This window comes from Acinetobacter junii CIP 64.5 (assembly GCF_000368765.1).
In the GTDB taxonomy this organism is placed as follows: Bacteria; Pseudomonadota; Gammaproteobacteria; order Pseudomonadales; family Moraxellaceae; genus Acinetobacter; species Acinetobacter junii.
On the sequence record NZ_KB849654.1, the window covers coordinates 680,004 to 703,428 of the forward strand.

The 23,425-nt window shown below is 40.4% G+C and carries 15 protein-coding genes, 2 tRNA genes, 3 rRNA genes and 2 pseudogenes; 8 read left to right on the plus strand and 14 right to left on the minus strand.

The features are described 5' to 3' along the window. Positions 1–11 precede the first annotated feature (11 nt). The 12 genes and pseudogenes from hisC to F948_RS04875 form a co-directional block, all read right to left on the minus strand. Entirely contained in the window at positions 12–1,097 is a 1,086-nt protein-coding gene (gene hisC / locus F948_RS04820; RefSeq protein WP_004960621.1) for a histidinol-phosphate transaminase, read from the minus strand. Between the two features lie 61 nt (positions 1,098–1,158). Continuing rightward, positions 1,159–2,448 carry a histidinol dehydrogenase gene (hisD, locus tag F948_RS04825; RefSeq protein WP_004960625.1) on the minus strand — a complete coding sequence of 430 codons (1,290 nt, stop codon included), beginning with the start codon at positions 2,446–2,448 and terminating at the stop codon, positions 1,159–1,161. Between the two features lie 106 nt (positions 2,449–2,554). Continuing rightward, a complete protein-coding gene (hisG, locus tag F948_RS04830) occupies positions 2,555–3,238 on the minus strand; it encodes an ATP phosphoribosyltransferase (RefSeq protein ID WP_004952306.1) in 684 nt (227 codons plus the stop codon). After that, positions 3,235–4,494, minus strand: a complete 1,260-nt coding sequence (gene murA, locus F948_RS04835; RefSeq protein ID WP_004952303.1) for a UDP-N-acetylglucosamine 1-carboxyvinyltransferase — start codon at positions 4,492–4,494, stop codon at positions 3,235–3,237. Before murA ends, hisG begins: the two co-directional genes overlap by 4 nt. A 6-nt stretch (positions 4,495–4,500) precedes the next feature. Continuing rightward, positions 4,501–4,752 carry a BolA family iron metabolism protein IbaG gene (gene ibaG, locus F948_RS04840; protein WP_004914432.1) on the minus strand — a complete coding sequence of 84 codons (252 nt, stop codon included), beginning with the start codon at positions 4,750–4,752 and terminating at the stop codon, positions 4,501–4,503. Positions 4,753–4,888: 136 nt separating this feature from the next. Next, positions 4,889–5,229, minus strand: a pseudogene (hpf, locus tag F948_RS04845) (ribosome hibernation-promoting factor, HPF/YfiA family). Positions 5,230–5,395: 166 nt separating this feature from the next. Next, positions 5,396–6,844, minus strand: coding sequence for an RNA polymerase factor sigma-54 (locus F948_RS04850; protein ID WP_004952298.1), 1,449 nt, complete (start codon positions 6,842–6,844; stop codon positions 5,396–5,398). A gap of 232 nt (positions 6,845–7,076) precedes the next feature. Further along, positions 7,077–7,191, minus strand: a 5S ribosomal RNA gene (rrf, locus tag F948_RS04855). 174 nt (positions 7,192–7,365) lie between these two features. Continuing rightward, positions 7,366–10,256, minus strand: a 23S ribosomal RNA gene (locus tag F948_RS04860). Positions 10,257–10,680: 424 nt separating this feature from the next. Next, positions 10,681–10,756: transfer RNA gene (locus F948_RS04865), tRNA-Ala, on the minus strand. Positions 10,757–10,826: 70 nt separating this feature from the next. Next, a tRNA-Ile gene (locus F948_RS04870) sits at positions 10,827–10,903 on the minus strand. Positions 10,904–10,962: 59 nt separating this feature from the next. Continuing rightward, positions 10,963–12,499 (minus strand): 16S ribosomal RNA (locus tag F948_RS04875). Together the 16S, 23S and 5S rRNA genes with 2 tRNA genes alongside form the textbook arrangement of a ribosomal RNA operon. 573 nt (positions 12,500–13,072) lie before the next feature. Between F948_RS04875 and F948_RS04880 the strand changes: the two genes are divergently transcribed. From F948_RS04880 to F948_RS04905, 6 genes are all read left to right on the plus strand, one after another. After that, positions 13,073–13,957, plus strand: coding sequence for an MlaA family lipoprotein (locus F948_RS04880; RefSeq protein WP_004960630.1), 885 nt, complete (start codon positions 13,073–13,075; stop codon positions 13,955–13,957). Positions 13,958–14,086: 129 nt separating this feature from the next. Then, positions 14,087–15,055, plus strand: a complete 969-nt coding sequence (gigA, locus tag F948_RS04885; RefSeq protein ID WP_004960633.1) for an RsbU family protein phosphatase GigA — start codon at positions 14,087–14,089, stop codon at positions 15,053–15,055. 102 nt (positions 15,056–15,157) lie between these two features. Next, complete coding sequence (gene gigB / locus F948_RS04890) at positions 15,158–15,679, plus strand: anti-anti-sigma factor GigB (protein WP_004906790.1); 522 nt, start codon at positions 15,158–15,160, stop codon at positions 15,677–15,679. 23 nt (positions 15,680–15,702) lie between these two features. Further along, positions 15,703–16,527, plus strand: coding sequence for a carbon-nitrogen hydrolase family protein (locus F948_RS04895; protein ID WP_004960636.1), 825 nt, complete (start codon positions 15,703–15,705; stop codon positions 16,525–16,527). Positions 16,528–16,702: 175 nt separating this feature from the next. Beyond that, positions 16,703–17,065, plus strand: a complete 363-nt coding sequence (locus tag F948_RS04900; RefSeq protein WP_004960638.1) for a DUF4951 domain-containing protein — start codon at positions 16,703–16,705, stop codon at positions 17,063–17,065. Between the two features lie 165 nt (positions 17,066–17,230). Beyond that, on the plus strand, positions 17,231–17,662 hold the full coding sequence (locus F948_RS04905; protein WP_004960641.1) for an organic hydroperoxide resistance protein: 432 nt from the start codon (positions 17,231–17,233) through the stop codon (positions 17,660–17,662). 57 nt (positions 17,663–17,719) lie between these two features. On the opposite strand, the gene gspE is transcribed toward F948_RS04905, so the two are convergent. Continuing rightward, positions 17,720–19,210, minus strand: coding sequence for a type II secretion system ATPase GspE (gene gspE, locus F948_RS04910; protein WP_004955732.1), 1,491 nt, complete (start codon positions 19,208–19,210; stop codon positions 17,720–17,722). 94 nt (positions 19,211–19,304) lie between these two features. Between gspE and F948_RS04915 the strand changes: the two genes are divergently transcribed. Both F948_RS04915 and F948_RS04920 read left to right on the plus strand, forming a co-directional pair. After that, positions 19,305–20,126: a hypothetical protein gene (locus tag F948_RS04915; RefSeq protein WP_004906776.1), complete on the plus strand. Its 822-nt coding sequence runs from the start codon at positions 19,305–19,307 to the stop codon at positions 20,124–20,126. Between the two features lie 9 nt (positions 20,127–20,135). Continuing rightward, positions 20,136–21,053 carry a mechanosensitive ion channel family protein gene (locus F948_RS04920; RefSeq protein ID WP_004960643.1) on the plus strand — a complete coding sequence of 306 codons (918 nt, stop codon included), beginning with the start codon at positions 20,136–20,138 and terminating at the stop codon, positions 21,051–21,053. On the opposite strand, the pseudogene F948_RS04925 reads toward F948_RS04920, so the two are convergent. Beyond that, positions 21,046–23,346: pseudogene (locus F948_RS04925) on the minus strand (DUF2339 domain-containing protein); the annotation flags it as partial. The gene F948_RS04920 and the pseudogene F948_RS04925 sit on opposite strands and share 8 nt — an antisense overlap. Positions 23,347–23,425 lie beyond the last annotated feature (79 nt).

Genomic DNA, 23,425 nt, shown 5'->3' on the forward strand with positions numbered 1-23,425 from the left:
CTACTTCAAAATTAACTTATTAGCATTTTTAATGTATCAACTAGGCGCTGATTTTGTTCATCAGTACCAATCGTGATACGCAAAAATTGATTAATTCTTGGTTTGTTGAAATAGCGAACAATAATACCTTGCTCACGCAATTTTTCTGCAAGTTGTGCTGCATCGTGTAGGGAGTGTGTAGCAAAAATAAAGTTTGCTTTTGAAGGCAAAACATTAAAACCTAGCTCAGTTAGGTTAGCTACCAATTTTTCACGACTTGCAATGACTTTCTCACATTGCTCTTGAAAATAATCTTGATCTTCAAAAGATGCTACAGCTGCAGCAATTGCAAAACGGTCAATTGGGTATGAATTGAAACTATTTTTAACCGCTTCAAGTGCAGCAATCAAATGGGCTTGTCCAATTGCAAATCCAACACGTAATCCAGCCAGTGAACGAGATTTGGAGGTTGTTTGACATACAACCAAATTCTCATAACGACTTATAAGTTCAACCGCTGATTCTGCTCCGAAATCTACATAAGCTTCATCAATGACTATCACACGATTTGGATTAGCTTTTAACAGTTGTTCAATTTTGTCCAAACCTAATGCAATACTCGTTGGTGCATTTGGATTGGTGATAATGATGCCACCATTTTCCTGTTCATAATCTGAAATATCTATTTCAAATTTTTCATTCAAAGGAATTTGCTTTGTTTGAACACCAAAAAATTGACTATAAACTGGATAAAAACTATAGGTTATATCTGGATATAGAATTGGTTCTTGCTGAATGAAAAATGCTTTAAAAATATGAGCAAGCACTTCATCAGAACCATTTCCTACGAAGACTTGGCTAACGTCAACATTTTGTTGTTTAGCGATTGCTTGTTTTAAAACCGTAGCATCTGGATCAGGATATAAACGAAGGGCATCAGCTTGATGAGCCAAAACAGCTTGCACTGCATCAACCACTTTTGGTGATGGTGGATAAGGATTTTCGTTTGTATTCAGTTTCAATAAATTCTGTATTTTTGGTTGTTCACCAGGTACGTAAGGCTCTAAATCACGAACCTCAGGACTCCAAAAACGCATTTGTTCAATTGTAAATGCCATTTTATATACTCTCAAAACTCTCTAAAAAGGGGCTTTATCAGCCCCTATATTCGTGGGTTAGCTATTGATAACGATAACGAGCTGATCGAGCATGTGCATCGAGATTTTCTTCCACCGCCAATATGTCTGCTGCTTTTGCTAAGGTTTTGACACCTTCTTTTGAGCACATAATTAAGCTTGAGCGTTTTTGAAAATCATAGACACCAAGCGGTGAGGAAAAGCGAGCTGTACCAGATGTTGGTAGGACGTGATTAGGCCCCGCACAATAATCACCTATTGCTTCAGGAGTATAGCGCCCGATGAATATTGCGCCCGCATGACGTATTTCTTGACTCATCAACTCTGCATCATCTAGACATAACTCTAAATGCTCTGGAGCAACTTGGTTAATAAGATCAATTGCTTCTGCACGGTTCTTCACAAGTACTAATGCGCCACGATTTTCAATAGAAGTTCGAGCAATATCTGCCTTTGGCAGTTCGTTCAAATGCTTTTCAATTGCATTTTCCACAGCATTTAAAAGATTCTCATCAGGTGTAATGAAAATTGATTGGGCCACAGTATCATGCTCTGCCTGAGACAATACATCCATTGCTAACCATTCAGCATTATTTTCACCTTCAGCATAAACAAGAATTTCTGAAGGGCCTGCGATCATATCAATGCCTACTTGACCGAAAACTGCTCTTTTAGCTGCGGCAACAAAGCGATTACCTGGCCCTGTAATTTTATCTACAGCAGGTATTGTTTCAGTACCATAAGCCAAAGCTGCAACAGCTTGTGCACCACCTATTGTAAAAACTCGGCTCACACCCGCTAAATATGCTGCTGCTAATACCAATGGATTAAGTTCACCATTGGGTGCAGGAACAACCATAATAATTTCAGGTACGCCAGCAACATGGGCTGGTAAAGCATTCATAAGTACAGACGATGGATAAGAGGCTAAACCACCAGGTACATAGATCCCAACACGATCAAGTGGAGTGACTTTTTGACCTAATGTATTTCCCAAATCATCAACATAAGTCCACCCTTCTTGCTTCTGAGCTTGATGAAATGAACGAATTCGTTTTGCTGCTAACTCAAGTGCATCACGAGTTTCAATGGTTAAACCCTCAAAAGCGGATTTGAGTTGTTCTTGGCTGAGCTCTAAGTCTGAGAATTGATGCGCAGGATGTCGATCGAACTGTTGCGTTAACTTAAGTACATGCTGATCACCTTGTTGACGAACATCGGCAATAATTTGGTCTACGGTTTGTACTAATTGAGGATCATTTACAGTTTCAAATGCTAATAGTTCAGCAAATATCTGCTTAAAATTTTGATCCTGAGTCGATAAACGTCGCATCAATTTACCCACAAGGCGAAAAAGAGAAGAATAAGTTTACTCTTTTTCGAAGTCCTTGTGGGCATCATATCAACATCTATCACTCAGTTTTCATAGGAAATCACGTTTAACGTGATTGGACTGCTTGTTCAAGTTGAGTCAAAATTGGATTTAATAAAGCTTGTTTCCGTTTAAAACTCGCTTTATTGACAATAAGACGCGAAGAAACTTTACAAATCTCTTCTAATGGCTCTAAACCATTGGCGCGTAAAGTATTGCCCGTATCAACGACATCGACAATATAATCACCCAAGCCTACTAATGGCGCAAGCTCCATTGAACCATAGAGCTTAATCACATCAACTTGTTCACCTAAGCTCGCATAATATTGACGCGTCAAATTGACATACTTGGTTGCAATCTTCAAACGTCCTTTCGGACGTTCCATTCCAACTTTACCAGCAGTCATTAATTTACAATTGGCAATTTTCAGGTCAAGTAACTCATACACATGTTGAGCTCCATGTTCCATTAATACATCTTTACCCGCGACACCAAAATCTGCTGCACCGTTTTCCACATATGTTGGCACATCAGAAGCACGTAAAATCAAAATACGTACTTTCTTATGTGTGGTTGGGAAAATCAATTTACGAGATTTATCAGGATCTTCAAGTAAATTTATGCCTGCATTTTCAAGTAATGGCAATGTTTCTTTTAAGATACGACCTTTACTGAGTGCTAAAGTTAAACCATGATCAAAATTACCCATTACATCAAAATTCGGATCATCGTTTCTTAAGTCATTCATCCTTTTACTCGCTTAATCTGAGCGCCTAAACTTTGCAATTTTTCTTCAACATGTTCATAGCCACGATCTATATGGTAAATACGATCAATTAGTGTTTCACCTTCTGCAACTAAGGCTGCGAGCACTAGTGAAAATGAAGCACGTAAATCTGTAGCCATAACAGGTGCAGCCTGAAGTGTTTCCACACCAGTTACGATCGCATCATGGCCTTCTACCTGAATATTTGCACCCATACGTGAAAGTTCAGGGACATGCATAAAGCGATTTTCAAAAATTGTTTCCGAAATCGTCGCAAAACCACGACCAATTGCATTCACGGCCATGATTTGAGCTTGCATGTCAGTCGGAAATTCTGGATGAGGCAATGTTCTAAAACTAACAGCTTTAGGACGTTTCCCTTGCATGTCTAGTTCAATCCAATCATCGCCACGAGTAACTTCCGCACCCATTTCTTCGAATTTATCTAATACAGCTTCTAATAATGCTGGATCTGTATGCGTCGTTTTGATACGACCACCAGTGATCGCTGCAGCAGCTAAATATGAACCAGTTTCGATACGATCCGCTACGACTGCGTATTCACAACCATGCAGACTTTCAACACCAGTTACTACCAAAGTGTCTGTATCAAGGCCTTCAATTTTTGCACCCATTTTAATTAGCATTTGGGCGAGGTCTGTAATCTCAGGCTCTCTAGCAGCATTACGAATTGTGGTAACACCATCTGCTAAAACAGCAGCCATCAAGATATTCTCTGTACCACCCACGGTCACCATATCAAAAACGACTTCACCGCCTTTTAATCGACCATCAACTGAAGCATGAACATATCCATTTTCAACTTCAATATGTGCACCTAACGCTTCCAAAGCTTTTAAATGCTGATCAACTGGACGTGAACCAATTGCACAACCACCTGGTAATGATACTTTTGCGTTACCATAACGTGCTAATAATGGACCTAACACTAAAATTGAAGCACGCATTGTTTTCACAAGTTCGTATGGTGCAAATTGATTATCTAATGTTGATGCATCAGCACGAACCGTATCCCCTTCATAGGTCATAGTAATGCCAAGACCCGCTATTAATTTAACTAATGTATTTACGTCTTTTAAGTTTGGCACATTGGTTAAAGTAGTCGGAGAGTCCGCAAGAATCATTGCAGCGAGTAAAGGTAAAGCTGCATTTTTAGCACCAGAAATGCGTACTTCACCTTCGAGCTTAACACCGCCCGTAATTAAAAATTTATCCATTAATATTTAAGCTCCGAAAAGGCTTGCTTTACGCCATTCGTCTTTAGTCATTGCACGAATAGTAACTGCGTGAACTTCACCACTCGCGATATAAGAATTAAGAGGTGCATATACGGCTTGTTGACGTGTAAGAGTTCTCTTTCCTTCAAATTGATCATCTACAATACGAAGGTCGAATTTTCCAGCTTGTCCACTCACTGCTACTTCTGCTTCAGGGAAAGCTTCTTTTAAAATTTGCGTGAGCTGTTCACTATTCATTACAAGACCTCTTATACAGCCAATGGTGTAAAACCGCATATTTTACTATAACTTTTTCACATTATTCAGTAAGCAGTTTCTTTTTTTAAAAATAAAAAAAGAGGCTATCAAAACTAGCCTCTTTCTTAAAAGCAATTTAACTTAAAACAACCAACTCATGCTGGTAAGAACATTGCATTTTCTATGTTTAGCAAGCTGTCTTTTTAATTTTTCTGTCAGTTTTTTTATTGAAGTATACATATCATCTGCTGTTGCTTGAGCAAACAGCTCAACCCCTGGTAAACGTATGATGGCCTCAGCTATATGATTGGCACTCCCTTTATGCGAACGCTTATCGATTTGATGATCTTTCGCTAATTTAATTTGCATACTGTTTACTTGATCAAGATGCTTAGTCATTTGACTAAACTTTTCTTTTATATTTTTTTCAATTGCTGGTGTAATGGTTAAATGGTGTCCACGAATTGTTATTTGCATAATTCTATCCCTCACCTTTTCTTAGGATTCAAGAAATAACTAAAACAAATTAATGCACATGAGTGGTTCAGTATCCATTAAATCATTTCAGTGATCTCTCTAGTGACTATTAAAAAAATTCATTATTTCGTCATAATGAGCTATTAGAATAGTCACACCTTAAAATTTAGATCAAGACTTTTCTTTCAGAAGATGAAGGAATATGTAACGATTCTCTATATTTTGCGACTGTTCTACGAGCAACCTCAATACCTTCTTTTTTCAACATCTCTGCTATTGCATTATCTGACAAAGGCTTACGTGGATTTTCATTAGATACGAGCTTTTTAATCATGGCACGAATTGCAGTCGAAGATGCCTCCCCACCAGAAGTTGTTCCAACATGACTTGAAAAAAAGTATTTCAATTCAAATAACCCACGGGGTGTAAGCATATATTTATTGGTTGTCACACGAGATACTGTTGATTCATGTAGTTCAACTTCTTCTGCTACATCACGCAAAACTAAAGGCTTCATTGCTTCAGCACCTTGCTCAAGAAATGCTCGCTGATGTTCAACAATACAAGTCGCAACCTTCAATAATGTTTTATGACGCTCATCTATACTCTTAATGAAGTTCTTTGCTTCTAACATTTGATTGCGCAAATAAACATTATCGTCACTTTGATCTGCTCGACGAATCATATTGGAATAAAATGAATTAATCCGTAATTTAGGCATTACATCCGGATTTAATTGTACATTCCAATGCTGATCTTTCTTTGCGACAACGACATCAGGTACCTGATACTCTGATTCTTGTTGATCAAACTCCAACCCAGGATAAGGCTTTAAGGTTTTAAGTAGCTCAATTGCATTAGTAAGTTGTTCTTTTGATAATCCAGTTTGTTTCAATAATTTATTTAAATCATTAGAAATCAGCAGTTCATAGTAATTTAAAAGCTGCTTTGCTTCGGCTAAAAAAGGAGTCTTGTCTTTAATTGTTTCTAATTGAATTTGCAAACATTCAGCCAAACTTCTTGAGCCAACACCTATCGGCTCTAAACGTTGAATATGTTTTAAGACAACAATAACCTCATCTTCTTCAACATCTTCGTCGTTATCAACCTCTCGTAACAATTGATTCACAGCAATTAAAATATCTGTCAAATCAGCATCTAGAAATCCCTTATCATCCAAAGAGTCTACAATACAATAAGCAATCAGCTTATCCACCCTAGAAAAATGCAAAAGATTAACTTGTTCTAGAATATGTTCTTTTAAACTAAGGTGAATTTGTCTGTTATCTTCTCTTTCTTCATACTCTGGTGTAGCAAGTGCGGTGGATTGATGCGTATAAATATCATCCCACTCTGTATCAACGGGCAAATCATTTGGTAAATGATCTGCATTCAATTCAGATGTTAAATCTTTATTTTCATTAGCTTCAACACTATTTAAACTTTCAATACTATTATTATCTTCAATTTTTTCGAGCAATGGATTACTATCAAGTTGAATTTGTATCTCTTGCTCCAACTCCAAACTAGAGAGTTGTAAAAGTCGAATTGCCTGCTGCAATTGAGGAGTTAACGATAAATTATTCGCTACTTTCAACCCAACAGATAATTTCATAATCATTCCCTATATCAGAAAAAGCAAAAAACATGCCTATAAAATTATTTATAACACAAAGAAACTTGAACAACTATAAATAAGCTTACTTTCCATCTATCTATATGCTCAAAAAACTAGCAAAAAATTTTTATATAAATGTTCTTAGATAGGTTGTCTATTTTTATATGGAAAAGAAACACAATAAAAAACACCCCCTCTGCGTATGCGGAGGGGGTGTTTTAGAATTAAAAGCTGGCGATGACTTACTCTCACATGGCAAACGCCACACTACCATCAGCGCGAAGAGGTTTCACTTCTGAGTTCGGGAAGGGATCAGGTGGTTCACTCTTGCTATTGTCGCCAGCAAACTGTTGTGGTGTTTTCGGGTCTTATTCACATTAATTAATAATGTTTGCCTTACTTACGATCCAAAGAGTTATTAACGGATTAGATAATTGGTCTGTATTGTAACTAGTTTGTACACTAAATCAAGTTATGTATTGAATTTATCTTGAATACAACAACTGTTTGGGTGTTGTATAGTCAAGCCTCACGAGCAATTAGTATTGGTCAGCTTCACACGTCACCGTGCTTCCACACCCAACCTATCAACGTCCTAGTCTCGAACGGCTCTTTAGAGGAATAAATTCCTAGGGAAATCTTATCTTGAGGTAGGCTTCCCGCTTAGATGCTTTCAGCGGTTATCCCTTCCGAACATAGCTACCCGGCGATGCCACTGGCGTGACAACCGGTACACCAGAGGTTCGTCCACTCTGGTCCTCTCGTACTAGGAGCAGATCCTCTCAAATTTCCAGCGCCCACGGTAGATAGGGACCGAACTGTCTCACGACGTTCTAAACCCAGCTCGCGTACCTCTTTAAATGGCGAACAGCCATACCCTTGGGACCTGCTTCAGCCCCAGGATGAGATGAGCCGACATCGAGGTGCCAAACACCGCCGTCGATATGAACTCTTGGGCGGTATCAGCCTGTTATCCCCAGAGTACCTTTTATCCGTTGAGCGATGGCCCTTCCATACAGAACCACCGGATCACTAAGACCTACTTTCGTACCTGCTCGACTTGTGGGTCTCGCAGTTAAGCGCGCTTTTGCCTTTATACTCTACGCGTGATTTCCGACCACGCTGAGCGCACCTTCGTACTCCTCCGTTACTCTTTAGGAGGAGACCGCCCCAGTCAAACTACCCACCAGACATGGTCCTCGTCCCGGATTACGGGACAGAGTTAGAACCTCAACATTACCAGGGTGGTATTTCAAGGACGGCTCCATTGGAACTAGCGTTCCAACTTCAAAGCCTCCCACCTATCCTACACAAGTAAGGTCAAAGTTCAATGTCAAGCTGCAGTAAAGGTTCACGGGGTCTTTCCGTCTAGCCGCGGGTACACTGCATCTTCACAGCGATTTCGATTTCACTGAGCCTCTGCTGGAGACAGCGCCGCCATCATTATGCCATTCGTGCAGGTCGGAACTTACCCGACAAGGAATTTCGCTACCTTAGGACCGTTATAGTTACGGCCGCCGTTTACTGGGGCTTCGATCAAGAGCTTCGCTTACGCTAACCCCATCAATTAACCTTCCAGCACCGGGCAGGCATCACACCCTATACGTCCACTTTCGTGTTTGCAGAGTGCTATGTTTTTAATAAACAGTTGCAGCGGCCTGGTTTCTGCGGCTGCCAACCGCTCAGGGAGCAAGTCCCATCACCGTCAGCAGCGTACCTTCTCCCGAAGTTACGGTACCATTTTGCCTAGTTCCTTCAGCAGAGTTCTCTCAAGCGCTTTGGTCTACTCGACCTGACCACCTGTGTCGGTTTCGGGTACGATTCCTGTGTAACTGAAGCTTAGAGACTTTTCCTGGAAGCATGGTATCAGCCACTTCACTGTACAAGTACAGCTTGCTATCGACTCTCAGCATAGAGCACCCCGGATTTGCCTAAGATGCATGCCTACGGTCTTCCACCTGGACAACCAACGCCAGGCTGACTTAACCTTCTCCGTCCTCTCATCGCATTACACAGAAGTATTGGAATATTAACCAATTTCCCATCGACTACGCCTCTCGGCCTCGCCTTAGGGGTCGACTCACCCAGCCCCGATTAACGTTGGACTGGAACCCTTGGTCTTTCAGCGAACGGGTTTTTCACCCGTTTTGTCGTTACTCACGTCAGCATTCGCACTTCTGATACCTCCAGCATACTTCTCAATACACCTTCATCGGCTTACAGAACGCTCCCCTACCACTTGACTAATGTCAAATCCGCAGCTTCGGCACATAGTTTTAGCCCCGTTACATCTTCCGCGCAGGCCGACTCGACTAGTGAGCTATTACGCTTTCTTTAAAGGGTGGCTGCTTCTAAGCCAACCTCCTAGCTGTCTATGCCTTCCCACATCGTTTCCCACTTAACTATGATTTTGGGGCCTTAGCTGGCGGTCTGGATTGTTTTCCTCTTGACTACGGACGTTAGCACCCGCAGTCTGTCTCCCGGATAGTACTCATTGGTATTCGGAGTTTGCATCGGTTTGGTAAGTCGGGATGACCCCCTAGCCGAAACAGTGCTCTACCCCCAATGGTATTCGTCCGAGGCGCTACCTAAATAGCTTTCGGGGAGAACCAGCTATCACCAGGCTTGATTAGCCTTTCACCCCTATCCACAAGTCATCCCCTGGCTTTTCAACGACAGTGGGTTCGGTCCTCCAGTTAGTGTTACCCAACCTTCAACCTGCTCATGGATAGATCGCCTGGTTTCGGGTCTATACCCAGCAACTAAACGCCCTATTAAGACTCGATTTCTCTACGGCTCCCCTATTCGGTTAACCTCGCTACTGAATATAAGTCGCTGACCCATTATACAAAAGGTACGCAGTCACCGAACAAGTCGGCTCCCACTGCTTGTATGCATGCGGTTTCAGGATCTATTTCACTCCCCTCACAGGGGTTCTTTTCGCCTTTCCCTCACGGTACTGGTTCACTATCGGTCAGTCAGGAGTATTTAGCCTTGGAGGATGGTCCCCCCATATTCAGACAAGGTTTCACGTGCCTCGCCCTACTCGTCATCATTATGTGTGCCCTTTCGTGTACGGGAATATCACCCTCTACGTTCGCACTTCCCAGAGCGTTCCACTAAAACACACATAACTTAATGGGCTGCTCCCCGTTCGCTCGCCGCTACTAAGGGAATCTCAATTGATTTCTTTTCCTAAGGGTACTGAGATGTTTCACTTCCCCTCGTTCGCTTCATAAACCTATGTATTCAGTTTATGATACCCGCCTTATAGCGGGTGGGTTCCCCCATTCAGAAATCTCCGGATCAAAGGATATTTGCCGCCTCCCCGGAGCTTTTCGCAGGCTATCACGTCTTTCATCGCCTCTGACTGCCAAGGCATCCACCACATGCACTTAATTACTTGACTATACAACCCCAAACAGTCGTTAACACATACAAGTGAGTGTTATCGTTGCAAACTTAATTGCTACTGGTTTGTTGTCTGTGAATTTAATCACCATACAGCTTCAATCTAAATTCATATACCAAAACGCTTGATTCAGTGTTTTTGCTAGTTCTCAGATTAAATATTAATTTAACAATTACTTGTTATCTTCCTATTTAATCGAGTTTGAACAATTTATTTCAGACTCAATTTTCTAATCTGTTAATGATTAACTACCACCTCGTCGGTGCGTAGTAAACTGTGATAAATCACAGAAGTTAAGAAGCTATTTGCTTACTAAGTTCTGTAATCTTTAGCTCCAAGCTTCGTTCTATGTGTGCCTGCGCACAGCATAGCTGTTTGCTTAAATTCTCGGACAAAGCGTTGCTTTGTTTACCCTCGAATTTGGTGGAGACTAGGAGAGTCGAACTCCTGACCTCCTGCGTGCAAAGCAGGCGCTCTACCAACTAAGCTAAGTCCCCAGCTTTAATCATAATGAACGACATATCTTTTTATCTAGCAGCTTGTGATTATTCATCACTTCGTCAGTAGTGGTGGGTCTGACAAGACTTGAACTTGTGACCCCACGCTTATCAAGCGTGTGCTCTAACCAACTGAGCTACAGACCCTCAGATACATCTTCGAAGAACAACTTGTTGTGGATTCTTACCGGTCACCAATCTTTCGTTAAGGAGGTGATCCAGCCGCAGGTTCCCCTACGGCTACCTTGTTACGACTTCACCCCAGTCATCGGCCACACCGTGGTAAGCGTCCTCCTTGCGGTTAGACTACCTACTTCTGGTGCAACAAACTCCCATGGTGTGACGGGCGGTGTGTACAAGGCCCGGGAACGTATTCACCGCGGCATTCTGATCCGCGATTACTAGCGATTCCGACTTCATGGAGTCGAGTTGCAGACTCCAATCCGGACTACGATCGGCTTTTTGAGATTAGCATCACATCGCTGTGTAGCAACCCTTTGTACCGACCATTGTAGCACGTGTGTAGCCCTGGCCGTAAGGGCCATGATGACTTGACGTCGTCCCCGCCTTCCTCCAGTTTGTCACTGGCAGTATCCTTAAAGTTCCCATCCGAAATGCTGGCAAGTAAGGAAAAGGGTTGCGCTCGTTGCGGGACTTAACCCAACATCTCACGACACGAGCTGACGACAGCCATGCAGCACCTGTATCTAGATTCCCGAAGGCACCAATCCATCTCTGGAAAGTTTCTAGTATGTCAAGGCCAGGTAAGGTTCTTCGCGTTGCATCGAATTAAACCACATGCTCCACCGCTTGTGCGGGCCCCCGTCAATTCATTTGAGTTTTAGTCTTGCGACCGTACTCCCCAGGCGGTCTACTTATCGCGTTAGCTGCGCCACTAAAGCCTCAAAGGCCCCAACGGCTAGTAGACATCGTTTACGGCATGGACTACCAGGGTATCTAATCCTGTTTGCTCCCCATGCTTTCGTACCTCAGCGTCAGTATTAGGCCAGATGGCTGCCTTCGCCATCGGTATTCCTCCAGATCTCTACGCATTTCACCGCTACACCTGGAATTCTACCATCCTCTCCCATACTCTAGCTTCCCAGTATCGAATGCAATTCCCAAGTTAAGCTCGGGGATTTCACATCCGACTTAAAAAGCCGCCTACGCACGCTTTACGCCCAGTAAATCCGATTAACGCTCGCACCCTCTGTATTACCGCGGCTGCTGGCACAGAGTTAGCCGGTGCTTATTCTGCGAGTAACGTCCACTCTCCTTGAGTATTAGTCACGGTAGCCTCCTCCTCGCTTAAAGTGCTTTACAACCATAAGGCCTTCTTCACACACGCGGCATGGCTGGATCAGGGTTCCCCCCATTGTCCAATATTCCCCACTGCTGCCTCCCGTAGGAGTCTGGGCCGTGTCTCAGTCCCAGTGTGGCGGATCATCCTCTCAGACCCGCTACAGATCGTCGCCTTGGTAGGCCTTTACCCCACCAACTAGCTAATCCGACTTAGGCTCATCTATTAGCGCAAGGTCCGAAGATCCCCTGCTTTCTCCCGTAGGACGTATGCGGTATTAGCATTCCTTTCGGAATGTTGTCCCCCACTAATAGGCAGATTCCTAAGCATTACTCACCCGTCCGCCGCTAAGATAAGGTGCAAGCACCTCATCTCCGCTCGACTTGCATGTGTTAAGCCTGCCGCCAGCGTTCAATCTGAGCCATGATCAAACTCTTCAGTTAAAATCATTTTGCACCTTAGTTAAGACAAGGTGCTAATTCTGGCTCATCAATTTTCTGACTAAAAATTCGCTCAAATAAACTTCGAGAAATTTCTACCATTCAATCAATGAAAATTATTTCGATCGATCAACCAGTAAAAATCCACACAAGTTGTTCTTCTATTCTCTTAATGATCTTCTCGATGATTCGTCATCATCAAGCTAGGTCGGCTATATTACTCTAAATTTCTTTAAAGTCAACAGGTAATTTAGATATTTTTAAAACTTATCAACCAACCCAAGAATCCAACCATTTTAGCCAAATCCTTGTTTCTCAACAAGTTTTTATCCGCATCACCGCCGATGGATGTGCATTCTACAGTATTCTCACACCTATGCAACACCCTTCAATAGGATTTTATTTCGAGTGAACATTTTTAAACCAAATTCACAATATTTCTTATATTTTTCGATCGAATTTGCTTTAATAATAGTAGAACAAATAAATTGTACTTACTTTATCTATGTTTTGCGTTTAATTAGCGCATTCATTTTAATGACTGTAATTTCGCTCTAACTGCGATTAAGGACTTATATGCATTACTCAAATTTTTTCTTGCTTGGGTTGTTAACTGCTGGAGCATTTAATACAGCAATAGCTCAAGATGTATCTGAGCAATCCCCAGTCGTAACTGAATCAATTGAAAACCAATTAAATACACAACAAAAAACATCAACTCTGCAAGCAATTAAAGATTTAAAAAAAATAACCAAGGATGATTTGAAGGTAAATGCAAATGCAGCGCAACCTGATGCGGTTAAAGATCCTCTACAACCATTAAATCGCCAAATCTTTGCCTTCAACGATACATTAGACCGATATGTACTTAAGCCAGTAGCTATCCAATACGTTGAAAAAGTACCAGAACCTGTACGAAGTCCTTATCGTCAATTTCGCAAAAACCTCGGTGAGCCGTGGAATGCCGTCAACCAACTTATACAAGGGCGTCCATCTCGCGCAGCAAAAACATTAGGACGCTTTACTTTAAATACTTTAACAACCTTAGGTTTTTCTGACCCAGCACGTCGTTTAGGATTACCAACCGAAGAGGAAAGCTTTGGTGTGACTTTAGGCTATTACGGCGTCCCGTCTGGTCCTTATGTAATGCTTCCTTTTTTCGGACCTAGTACTTTTCGTGATGGGTTTGGCTTAGCTATCGATCGTTATGGTCGCCCACAAAAATATATGCTCGACGACCAACAAGGAATTTATTGGTCTACAAATGTGTTACAAGCTATAGATGCTCGTGCTCAAGTTTTGGATATTGAAGAAAGCTTAAAAGGCGATAAATATGCAATGATTCGAGATTTCTATCTGCAAAGAAAGGCTTTCCAAATTGCTGAAAAACATAGCGACTCTGCAGATGTATCATTTGTAGATGATACTGAAGATAGTGAAGAATCTTCGGATAATCAGTAAATTCGTATTTCTATATTTATAGACATAAGTATTACTCTCTATTTTAAATGTGAGTAATACTATGTTTTCCATCATATTTCATCTATGATGAATTAAAAAATGATCATACAAAGGATCGGCTATTCATCTATGTATTTCATTCAACCATCGCGCTCAATACCTTGTTTAGATCAAGCTCTGAATGAGCTACCCAGTCTACAGATCATTCAAGTTGATGATTTAGACTTATATGATCAAACAATAATTGCAATTGCCGATGTGCAGGACTTTTTGAAATATCAATGGAAGCTCCCAACGATCGTATTAGCATTTGAAGATGAAGGTGCTGCATTAGCCCAAGCTTGGGAAATGGGTGCTTTAGCTGGTTGGATTTGGAACAATTTACCCAAAAATCCAATACATGCTTTATTCAAAATTGATGCGCAATACAAACGAAATCAAGATAGTCGTGATCTTCCTTCAGCAGCAGCATTACAGAAACGTTTACTACCGAACCCAATAAGTCTACCCAATTATGAGGTTGAGTCTTTTTTTCAACCTTCGGCTTATTTATCAGGAGATTGGTATGATTATTGGAAACTCAATGAATATGAAGTGCTGTTTTATTTAGCTGATGTTTCAGGTCATGGTGTCACAAGTAGTTTACTAACCTCATGGATGGCAGCTTTTCATGGTCGTTCCAAGACACCTCGCCAGCTCATTCAAAAACTGAATGCAATGTTAGTTCAAGAGAATATTGAAAAACATATCACAATGGTGGCAGGTATTCTAAATCTACAAACTCATGAAATTACATGGTCTAGTGCAGGGCACTATCCACCTCCAATTATCTTTGAACCTAATCAAGCACCTCAAATTCTTACAACCAGTAGTTTCCCTTTGGGACTCACTGAGGATTTAGATGTTGAAGAACACATTTGTAAATTAAATCCTGATGCACGTTTTATTTTATGTTCAGATGGTGCTCTTGAACCCTTTGATGGTGGTTTGAATGATCAGTTCAACCAATTGGTTGATCATCTTCAGAATAATTCATTCCAAGCTCCTGAACACGTTGCAGATGACATCGCTATACTCAGCATATGCCGAATGAATTAATCTAATTATCAATAACTTAAAAACAAAGAACTATACAACCACTTGTGTCTACCATATCACTATGGGATAATTTTATATCCTTTCTCTGAAAATGGCATTTATATGTCAACAGGTCATGTTGAATATGCAAGTTTGAACGGAACGCATATTTTCAAGCTTATTGGCGAAGTGCGTGCACATTCTTGTATAAGTCTAGACAAATTACTCAACAAAATTGAACAGCAGCAAAATGTTGTTGGTGCAATCGTTGATTTAACTGAAACAACGTTCATTGATAGTACTGTATTAGGTGTACTTGCAAAGTTGGGCTTAAAACTCAAACAAGTTCATCATATACAAGCAGTGATGCTGTCAACCAATCCAGATATTACCACCCTAGCCAATAGCATGGGTTTGGGTCAGGTCTTTGTGATTTTAAATTACTGTGGTGATCCTAATGTTTGCACGCTTGAGCTAACTGAAGAACATGTTACTCACAGCGCCATGCTCAACACTGTATTAGAAGCACACAAAACATTAATGCGTTTGAATGAAAACAATCAAAATATGTTTGAACCATTAGTGAAGCAATTGCAAAAAGAGCAAGATTGTCTAAATCTTGATACACACCAACAAAATGCTTAATTGATAACTAAGTCTGCACACTTATGACCTTACTTTCTGTTGCTCAAATGAATTCACAAGATGACATTGAATCTAATTTCCTTGTCATCGAGTCATTAATTCAACAAAGTAAGGCTCAGGGTGGCGAATTAATCGTTTTTCCTGAAAACTTTGTTTGTTTTGCTGCAGGAAAACAACGTGAAACTGCAAATCAATTTGAAACCATTCAGCAACGTTTAGAACAATTATCACACCGATATCAAATATGGATTATCGCTGGCACTTTACCGTGCCCTTTTCGCCCAGATGGATCAGTCATTACTGATGGACGTGTCAGAACCGTAAGCTTATGTATTAGTCCTGAAGGTACTGAGGCTCGTTATGACAAAATCCATTTGTTTGATGTTCAAGTGGGTGATGCTGTTGGTGGCTATCAAGAATCAAAATTCTTTGAACCAGGTGATCAAGTCGTTGTTGCAAAAACACCTTTTGGTCATATTGGCTTAATGGTTTGTTATGATCTTCGCTTTCCAGAACTCGCACTAACCTTACGCCAACAAGGTGCAAACATTTTATCTGCTCCTGCTGCTTTTACTTACACAACAGGTCAAATGCACTGGCAATTGTTACTACAAGCACGAGCTATGGACAGTCAATGTTTTGTATTAGGTGCTGCACAACAGGGTTGGCATGGTGAAAAACGTCAAACATGGGGTCATTCGGGTATAGCCAATAGTCGTGGACAACTTTTACAAATAATCGACTACGAAGGGCATGGTTTAATTAGCGCTGATTTCGATCAAGTTGAACAAGAAAATATTCGCTTATCTATGCCACTTATGCAACATCGAAGAATAATTGCCTACTAAGTCTCACTTTAATTATTGAAATTTTAGTTTTTGAATTTTTTAGTCACGCTTTATCTCCCCTCCACACCTAGGTTCATGATTTAATAAACATAATTTAGGATAGTCAAACAAACCATAATATTTATGTAGTTTGATTATTGTAAAATTCTTTCTTAACACCAATTAAGCTGTATCCATGTTTAGACTTTTTTCTATTTTGTTGATTATAGGGGCAACTACATTCATTAATGTGGTACCAAGTTATGCTAATGCTGTTGAAGTAACAAATGACATGCAGCACTTACCTACACAATCAAATTTATCATTTAATAGCTTTGGTCTTTGGATTATTGGTTGGGGGACTGGTGCTGAAGGTGCTCGACAAAGACTAGATAATATCCAGCGTGAAGATGTCGTGATCATCAAACAGAAAGGTGTTACTCAAGATATGATTAAAGCTTGGTATAGTTTTTATGAACAACAATCTCAAAATGATATAAATAATCCAACCGCACGTTTTAGAGCAAAATTGATGAAAAAAATCATAGAGCTTTGGTAGATTTTCTGCATCTATTTGATGGGTAGATACTCTTTTCAATTTTATATTTTGTCTTTTACTTCTTTACCAAAGCCGTCATTAAATTTACCGTTTTCTCCTTTGCTTTCATCATCCATTTATGCAGGATTGAATGATACCAAACTGTGTCAGCTAGGATTATTCAATATGTCATTAGAAAAAGTAGTTTATCGAGCAAAAGCTAAAGCAACAGGTGGTCGTGATGGTCGTGCGACATCTTCTGATGGTGTTTTAGATGTTAAATTAGGCGTACCTAAAGAAATGGGCGGTGCTGGTGGTGAAGTGACCAATCCAGAACAACTTTTTGCAGCAGGCTATTCAGCATGTTTTTTAGGTGCCATGAAGTTTGTAGCAAACCGAGATAAATTAAAGATTACTCCAGATGCTTATATTGAGGGTGAAGTTGGTATTGGCCCGATTCCAAATGGCTTCGGTATTGAAGTGACTTTGAATATCTATTTAATCGGAATGGATCAAACTGAGGCTGAGGAACTTGTAGCAGCAGCACACATCGTATGTCCGTATTCAAATGCAACACGCAACAATATTGATGTGAATTTCAATATCATAACATATTGATATATAAAATAAAAAACAGCATGATTGATCATGCTGTTTTTCATTAAGAGTAGAAAATTATTCTTCAGCTGCTTCGTTTGTAACACGTAGCACTTCTTCTAAAGTGGTTTTACCAGCCAAGACTTTTAATAAGCCATCATCACGAATCGATGCGGCATGACGGCGAGCATGATTTTCCAACTCATATTCGGCTGCATTACCATGAATTAATCGACGCATCGACTCATCGACTGGCACAATTTCATAAATCGCTGTTCGCCCACTAAAACCAACATGTGAACATTTCTCGCAACCATGTGGTTCAGGTAATTCCATGTGTTCATCTACCTTGAGATGCTGAAACACCTGTCGTTCAAAATCATCTGCTTTTCGCCAAGTTACGCAATGTGGACATAATGTTCGAACTAAACGCTGTGCAATTACACCAATCAATGAACTTGAAAGCAAGAATGGTTCAATCCCCATATCTTTTAAACGAGTTACCGCACCAATTGCAGTATTGGTATGTAACGTAGATAAAACAAGGTGACCTGTGAGTGAGGCTTGTACCGCAATTTCTGCCGTTTCAAGATCACGAATCTCACCCACCATAACAACATCAGGATCTTGACGCAGCATAGCTTTAAGCGCACGAGCAAATGTCATATCAACTTTCGTATTGACCTGTGTCTGCCCAATCCCTTCTAGTTGGTATTCAATTGGATCTTCGGCCGTCAAAATATTGCGCGTATTATCATTCAAGTCAGATAAGGCTGCATATAAAGTTGTGGTTTTACCTGAACCCGTTGGACCAGTGACCAAAATGATGCCATGTGGACGATGAACCAATTGAGTTAAACGTTCATAATCATTTTGCATCAAACCAAGGTGTGTCATGTTCAAACGACCCGCCTGCTTATCAAGTAAACGCATCACCACGCGCTCACCATGAGATGAAGGTAAAGTAGAAACACGAACATCGACCTCACGTCCTGCTAAACGCAAAGAAATACGACCATCTTGTGGAATACGTTTTTCAGCAATGTCCAACTTTGCCATGACTTTAATACGTGAGACCAGCAAAGGAGCTAATTCACGGCGTGGTTGAACAATTTCTCGTAATTGACCATCTACGCGTAAACGAACAGACAACTTTTTTTCAAATGCCTCAATATGAATATCTGATGCGCCAACACGAATCGCTTCGGATAACAACGCATTAATCAGACGAACAATAGGTGCATCATCTTCTTGATCCATTAAATCTTCAGCTTCAGGCACCTGATCAGCCAAACTTAATAAATCAGGATGATCCTCTAAACCAGCAGCAACTTGCTGAGATTCGCCTGTATCACCTGCATAACTGGAACTGAGTAGAGCATGAAACTCTTGATCTGTACACAATTGATCATGCGCAGCTTTCCCCAAAATTCGACGTGCTTCTTGTAATGCAATTCGCGCTGTATCCTTGCGTCGTACAATAAAAACTTGATCGCCTTCATAGCGCAATAAAACGCCATGCCTTTTGGCGAAACTATATGGAATTTGTATTTGTTTAAGTATTTGCATCACAATTTATAATGATGAAAGGGAGAGTTGAGTGTACTCTAAGGAGATTACAGCGTGAAGTCTGTTTAGCATACTCACAAAGGAATTTTGCACCTTGTCTCAAAATAATCCATATAAAGCACCTCACTCTGACACATTGAGATGGTGGGGTGAACAACAATTTGAAATTCAACAAGCCAAAGCTTGGCAATTTGGTTCACTGCTCTTTCGCCTAACGAGAGGCATTAAAGAATGGCGTTTAGAATATCATCGACCACAATGTCAGCATGATTACGAGCAACAATGGCATGTTTTGTCTGATACAGAATTTGCAATGCCTCAACCTGCAAAAATTGAACGCTATATGTTTCACAAAACCAATAGCTCATTTCATTTAATGCCACGTTTGGCAGATCGCTCTGTTGTTATTAAACCTGTTGATCCGATTTATATTCCTGCTGGTCAACGCGGAACGCTGTATATCAGCACTCCGTTATGGATTGCAGGCTTAGTAGATGGTTTAAGTGAACCTTTGTTTGATATCCCTGTGATTCAGCCGAAAGACACATGGTTTGGTAAAGATCCTCAGCATGGTGAAATTTGTTATGCGACATCTGTAGATGGACGAACTGACCTAAATCTATTAAAGCCACGTGCCTTTAGAGCTGTTACACCTATCGAGTTTCATAATACAAGTCAGCATCAACTGCGATTTGATCGTATGAATGTTCCTGTTCCTGCCCTACCTTTATTCTATAGTGAAGGCACAGGTCGTCTCTGGACATCTCAAATCAAGGTGTATTATGAGGGTTCAGAACATCCTGCACGTATTCGTATTGAAAACAAAACCCCAACTCAGGCGGGTGAAGTCATTTACGTACATCCTCCACGTGCGCCTGGAAGCAACTTATTTAATATGTTTGATTCATTCTTTTAAGGAGTTGCTATGGCAGATACCAATATTCCAAAAGATGTCGCATCTAGCTTCACCAGCATATTTACCAATATTAATTTTGAAAGACTAAGTGAAATTGCTGTAGCCCTAATTTTATGTTTAATCGGCTTTGTAATTGCACGTCTAGTTTCTAATACCTTTATACGCACCATTGGTAGTCGGTTTAACGCACATCAACGATTATTATGGCGAAGAGGTATTTTTTACTTTATTTTCCTACTCTTCATCATGACCAGTTTAAGAGAAGCTGGATTTAAACTCAGTGTCTTCTTGGGCGCAGCAGGGATACTAACTGTTGCTCTAGGTTTCGCTTCTCAAACCTCAGCGACAAACTTAATCAGCGGGCTCTTCTTAATCGGTGAAGGTTCTTTTGAAGTCGGCGATACAATACAGATTACGTTGATTCGAGGACAAACCATTGAAGGTGAAGTGATCTCTATCGATCTTTTATCGGTCAAACTTCTGACGCTCGACAATGTCTACATTCGGCTTCCAAATGAGCAGCTCATTCGCACCCCTGTCATGAATTTATCCAAATACCCGATACGGCGTATTCCGATTACCTTAGCGATTAATTTTCACGAAGATATTATTAAGGTAAGACAGGTACTATTAGATGTTGCATCTAAATATCCACTGGTTATGGATGATCCTAAACCAACCGTAACAGTAACTGCATTTCGTGAATCCTCAATTGAGCTGTTGTTTGCGGTATGGTGTCGTCAGGAAAATGCATTAAAAGTCCGAGATGAAATGCAAGAAAGGGTTCGTAATGGTTTCCTTGAAAATGAAATTGAAATCCCTGTGCCTAAAATGGGTTTAATTGATCGCCCCATCACTTTAGAAGATGATGAGGTCGATCAATATGCCCATCAAAAAGAGCTCAAAAAAGAAGATAAAGTTAGATAGATGAAGATTCTTTAGACTGTTCTTGGGCAGGTGGTAAAGGTGCAAGATATGCAATTACAAGCATGACTGCACCTGAACCAATAAACGAAATAACACGTGTCAAAGTACCACTTTGCGATAAATCTAATAACAATAACTTAAACACAACGATCCCCAACAACGCAGCCCCAACAAACCAAATTTGTCGAATATGATGACAGCTTGAAAAGGTCATAAGAATAAAAGCTAAAATCACCCATAATAAGGTCAAACTTAGTTGTACATTGCCATTCCGCCAGATTTCTATCCCCCATAATGGTGTTCCAACATAATGATGCATAGCGCGTACAACGATGCTACTTAATACAAGTAAACCGACTAAAATCGTTGAGACTTTGAATCCCCATTCTACTGAATGCTCATCGTCAAAATGATGATGATAAATCACCCAGATCAAACCAATAAACATTAGTAAAGAGAGAAAATCAGTTAAGTTAAATAAAGGAAGCACATAAAACTGAGTTGCAGAATATGAATCTAAACAAATTAAAAGTAACCAAAATAAGGTTAGCCCCCACACTGGTTGTTGATTCAATAAAAGCAGGTTTTTTGATAAAAATAACCAGCCAGCGTATATTGCAGGAAAAACAGCCAATGCAATAACAGCAATATTTGGGAAAAGTGTAATACCAATACCCGCTAAACTTAACCAAAGTAAAGCAGACCAGATCAAAGAATATAGCGATGAAGAGAAAGATTTCATCTTGATGAGCAAAATAGTCAGCACAAGTGTAGTCGTCAGGGCGCTAAATTGGCTTAGAGGTGTAAACCAATCACCTGTGGAGTAAACATTCTCCGCAAAACTTACGCCATAAATTAAGAAAAGTAATCCACTGATCAAGATAAGTTGTACATTAACCCATTCGATTTTGGACTTAAGCTGAACCATAAAACTAAATAACAACAACAAAACGGCTGCGATTGCCAAATAAGGATTCATGCCTTGATTTTGCCAATGCATAAACTCTATCGCAGCAATTGATCCTGCATACATACCAAGTGCTAAAAAAATACCGCTTAGCATCCGCGCACTAAAATATTTTTCGACCTCTTGATAGTGCAATAAATAGAAAGCTGATATGAATTGCGCAAGTGCAAAAATCACTGTACTCAAAATTGGGAAGTCATCATTTGACCAAACTTGGAAAATAAGTGCCACAGAACTCAATAGCACTAAGGCAACCCCGATATATCGACTAAGACGATAACGCTCGGTCACCCCCCAAACGATCAATGCTGTTCCTTGAATGACCCAACCTGTTGATGTCCAATGTGCTCCTTTTGCCAATGGAAATATCAAAGCCGTAAATACCACTGCAAGAATAAAGAAGCTTTTAGCCAAAATAGAAAGCTGCGGATGCCTTTGTTTAATCCAAATATTTAAAGCACCATAAATAATCGCAAGTGCAACTGCACCCCAAGTCAGTGCTTGAGTAGAGTTGTGCATCAGATAAGCATGTAGAGAGAAACCCAATACAGGAACACTAAAAATCAAACCTACATCTAAAATTGGTTGTAATCGCTGTTCCTTTTGATTCGCTTTATTCTCTATTGATAAATCCTCATCACGTACCCGCAGCATCAATTGGCTATAACGAATACTTAGCCAAATAAACAAACCGATATGCAACCATAAAATTAAATCTAAGGTGTCGAACTGTTGAGTCTCTCCATAAAGCCCAATCATAGCCCCACCAATAAAGAGCGTGGCAAAAAAGGCAATCTGATGCAGAATTTTCCAAGGTTGAATAAAGTTAACGGCTGCAACAGCAAGGTTAATCACAAAATAATAGCCAAATAAGAAAATCACGTCAGGATGTGATTGAGGTATGACAAGTGGTGCAATATAAGCCATCGTCAGCGCTAGCATGGCCAAATATAATGCCTGTTGTTTTAAACTCAGATAAACAGTGACTGATAATAAAATTACAAAGAATAAACTGGCTGTTTTTAAACTCGCAATCACTGCAAAGTGATGTGAGAAAATCAATGTGAGGAACACAATAGCAAGACCGACGCCCTGCAATGCAACAGCAAAAAGCTGATTTTTTCGTTGCAACCAGTATCCTGCGATTGTGATCACAGTACCTGTAAGGGCAATAAAACTAAGCTTTACACCTAAGCTTAACTGCCAATGCTCACTTGCGAAACGTAATAATAATACGACGCCAACCATCAATACAGCGACAGCAATTCGTAAAATCGGATTGCCATGAATCATCCATTGCAAGATAGGTTGCCACCATGCAGTTTGAGATGATGTCGATAATTGCTTCTGAGATGGCTGAGTTAATGAGTATTCGTTTGATGATGAAGATTCTGCTTGCATCCAT